Source organism: Paracoccus sp. R12_2, assembly GCF_017744015.1.
In the GTDB taxonomy this organism is placed as follows: domain Bacteria; phylum Pseudomonadota; class Alphaproteobacteria; order Rhodobacterales; family Rhodobacteraceae; genus Paracoccus.
This window is the reverse complement of the sequence record NZ_JAGHRA010000041.1, coordinates 1-2,495: the sequence shown is the minus strand read 5'-3', so window position 1 is coordinate 2,495 and position 2,495 is coordinate 1. Positions and strand designations below refer to the sequence as shown.

Genomic DNA, 2,495 nt, shown 5'->3' with positions numbered 1-2,495 from the left:
TGTTGGATGTCACTGAGAACTGACCCAGCATTGTCATCGAGATTTGACCCGCCTGTCAGTATGTCGGTCGGTTCATGACGGGGTCAACATTGGCGTCTCCTTCCTCTTCTTTTTCGCGGTCTCCGAGCTGGCCTTGAAGCGATAGCTGTCGTTTCCGGTCTCCAGAATATGGCAGCGGTGTGTGAGGCGATCGAGGAGCGCGGTGGTCATCTTGGCGTCACCGAAGACGCTGGCCCATTCGCTGAAGCTCAGGTTCGTGGTGATCACGACGCTGGTGCGTTCGTAGAGTTTGCTGAGGAGATGGAACAGCAAGGCGCCGCCCGAGGCGCTGAACGGCAGGTATCCGAGCTCGTCGAGGATCACCAATTCGGTTTTCACCAGCGCCTCGGCGATCTTCCCGGCCCTTCCCAGCGCCTTTTCCTGTTCCAGCGCGTTCACCAGCTCGACCGTGGAGAAGAAGCGCACGCGTTTGCGGTGATGCTCGATCGCCTGGACACCGAGGGCAGTCGCGACATGGCTTTTCCCGGTGCCGGGTCCGCCAATCAGGACCACGTTCTCGGCGGCGTCCAGGAACTCGCATCGATGAAGCTGCCGAACGAGGGCCTCGTTGACCTCGCTGGCCGCGAAGTCGAAGCCTGACAGATCCTTGTGGGCCGGGAAGCGCGCTGCCTTCATGTGATAAGAGATGGACCGCACTTCACGTTCGGCCATTTCGGCCTTCAGCAGCTGCGACAGGATGGGGATCGCCGCCTCGAACGCAGGCGCACCCTGTTCCATGAGGTCATGCACGGCCTGCGCCATGCCTGGCATCTTCAGACTGCGGAGCATGATGACGATAGCAGCGCCGGCGGGATCATGACGCATGGCGTTTGCCTCCGGATGTGCGCAGCCCATCGTAGCGTGCGACATTGGCCTCGGGCTCTTTCGTCAAGACGAGACTTGAAGGCGGCGTCACGTCGGGCTGGTCAGTCGGTGTACCATCCACCAGCCTATGAAGCAGGTTCAACACGTGGGTCTTTGTCGGCACGCCTGCCTGCAGTGCCATGTCCACCGCGCACAGCACGACTTGCTCGTCGTGATGCAACACCAGGGACAAGATTTCCACCATCTCTCGATCGCCGCCGGGCTTGCGCAGCAGTTTGTCCTGCAACTGGCGGAATGCCTCCGGCATCTCGACAAACGGGGCGCCATTACGCAGCGCACCCGGCTTGCGCTGGACCACAGCGAGGTAATGGTGCCAATCATAGATGACGCGGCCCGGTAGCCGGTGCGACCTTTCAATGATGCGCCGGTGCTCGCAGACGACGCGCCCTTCGGCAACGACAACAAGCCTTTCGGGGTAGATATGCAGGCTGACCGGCCGGTTCGCAAAGCTGGCAGGCACGGAGTAGCGATTGCGATCAAACGTTATGAGGCAAGTCGGTGACACCCGCTTGCTTTGCTCGACATAGCCGTCGAATGCGGTGGCCAACGGCATCAGCGAGGCCTTCTCGTCTTCCCAGACGTCTGCGATGCTGCCGGCCAAGCCGCCATGTGCGGTCTCGACCCACAGCGTCTTGCACCGTTCTTCCAGCCAGCGGTTCAGCGCATCGAGATCAGGGAAGGTGGGCATCACCTGCCACATCCGGCTGCGCGCATCGCGGACGTTCTTCTCGACCTGACCCTTCTCCATCCCGCCGCCGGATTGCAGAAGTCGGGTTCAAACACGTAGTGGCTTGTCATCGCCATGAAGCGCGCATTCACGTCGCGCTTCTTGCCGACGCCCACACGGTCCACCGCCGTGCGCATATTGTCGTAGATCCCGCGGTCCGGAACGCCTTCGAAGACCCTGAACGCATGCCAGTGCGCGTCGAACAGCATCTCGTGTGTCTGCAGCAAATAAGCCCTGACCAGGAAGGCCCGGCTGTGCGCAAGCTTGATGTGCGCGACCTGCAGCTTGGTTCGTTCACCCCCGATGATCGCGTAATCTTCGCTCCAATCGAATTGGAAGGCTTCGCCCGGCTTGAACACCAGAGGCACAAATGTCCCGCGATCCGTCGTGCTCTGCGCCCGCTGCCGGTCTGATTTCCAGGCGCGGACAAAGGCCGAGACACGCTCATAGGACCCGTCGAACCCCAGCTGAACCAGATCCGCGTGCATCTGCTTTGCCGTCCGCCGCTCCTTGCGCGACTTGCGCTGTTCGGCCAGCAACCAGCCCGACAGCTTCTCCGCGTACGGATCGAGCTTGCTTGGCCGCGACGGCACGCTGAACTTGGGCTCGACGATCCCAGCTCGCAGGTAACGCCTGATGGTATTGCGCGATAGTCCAGTCCGCCGCGAAATCTCGCGGATGGGCATCTTGTCCCGCAGTGCCCACCGTCGAATGACGCTCAAAAAATCCATGTCGATCACTCCAATGACCCCCGACAAATCCCGTCAGGGGCAGGGTTCCACATGGGTCAATTCTCAGTGACAATTTTGATCGTTGCTGGGTCAGTTCTCAGTGACATCCAACA

1 protein-coding gene and 1 pseudogene are annotated in these 2,495 nt (G+C 60.9%); both read right to left on the bottom strand.

Annotated elements, in window-relative coordinates; translation table 11 throughout:
• Positions 1-72: 72 nt before the first annotated feature.
• Complete coding sequence (gene istB / locus J7359_RS19775; protein WP_209059960.1) at positions 73-864, bottom strand: IS21-like element helper ATPase IstB; 792 nt, start codon at positions 862-864, stop codon at positions 73-75.
• Positions 854-2,382 (bottom strand): annotated as a pseudogene (istA, locus tag J7359_RS19770) (IS21 family transposase). The gene istB and the pseudogene istA overlap by 11 nt, the downstream one beginning before the upstream one ends.
• Positions 2,383-2,495 lie beyond the last annotated feature (113 nt).